The organism is Treponema lecithinolyticum ATCC 700332 (assembly GCA_000468055.1).
Taxonomy (GTDB): Bacteria; Spirochaetota; Spirochaetia; order Treponematales; family Treponemataceae; genus Treponema_C; species Treponema_C lecithinolyticum.
The window spans coordinates 31,052-32,042 of record KI260560.1 but is presented as its reverse complement, the minus strand read 5'-3'; the positions used below and the strand labels follow the sequence as shown (position 1 = coordinate 32,042).

The window sequence follows — 991 nt, the reverse complement described above, 5'->3', positions numbered from 1 at the left end:
TGCAAAGCGTTTAAGCCCTGCACGTTAAGCGAGGTAAGGTTATTGGAGTTGCAGTACAAACCTTGCAAAGAAGGGCAACTTTGTACGTCAAGGGATCTAAGCCAATTGCTGCTGCAATCCAACACTCGCAAATTGCTTAAGCCCTGCACGTTAAGAGCGACAAGCAGATTTCTCTTACAGTACAGTTCAATGATTTTCCCTTTGAGCACAACTTTTCTGACATTTGCGGTTAATGTGGTTTCAGCGCCGCTTGTAAGCTCGGTTTTATCGCAGCCTTCTACCATTATACGGGAACCGTCTGAGGTTATTGCCTTAACTTTGATAGGGTGCATAGCGGGGTATACGAAAAACGATACGCCGCCTTGAACAAGGGGAGCTTTAGGCTCTTGCGAACCGCCGGGTGTGGGCGGTACAACTGTACTTCCGCCTCCAGAGCTGCCTCCACCAGAACCGGCGGAATCTGTATTACCGCCGGCACTGTTCGGACAAGCGGTCATGCCAAACAGCGCTACAAGCGCTAAAAGTGCAGCTGCGATGGGCAGCGCAACTCCTTTTTTTGTCAAGGCGAATGCCTTGTGCTTTGAATTACTTTTCATTGTAATCTCTCCTGATTTTTATTTAATTTACAATGTGCGTTTATCAGTTAAACGGAACTAAATCTCAACCCAGTCCCTATCATATTTATACATCTTCCATTTTTTTACGGTTTTTGCATTATCGAAAGCGGTTTTCAGTTCCCCTGGAGAAGTAAAATCCTTATGATTGCCTTCGATAACGCCGGATTGTTCGGTGTAAAGATTGCATTGTGCACCCTCATTTGCAGTGCGCTGCGGTAAATCGTTAAAGAGTTTTATAAACGCATCAGCGGTAAGCTGATTTTTGTGGCAGTACAGATATTGCAAAGAAGTACAGCCCTGCACGTTAAGAGCGGTAAGCTGATTGCCTTCGCAGTACAGACCTTGCAAAGCGTTTAAGCCCTGCACGTTAAGAG

Annotated in this window: 1 protein-coding gene and 1 pseudogene; both read right to left on the bottom strand. The window is 45.8% G+C overall.

What is annotated here, in order from left to right:
* Window positions 1-596, bottom strand: a 596-nt coding sequence (locus HMPREF9193_RS02755) for a leucine-rich repeat domain-containing protein (RefSeq protein WP_021686536.1), incomplete at its 3' end; no start/stop codon positions are given.
* 57 nt (window positions 597-653) lie between these two features.
* A pseudogene (locus tag HMPREF9193_RS02750) lies at window positions 654-991 on the bottom strand (leucine-rich repeat domain-containing protein); the annotation flags it as partial.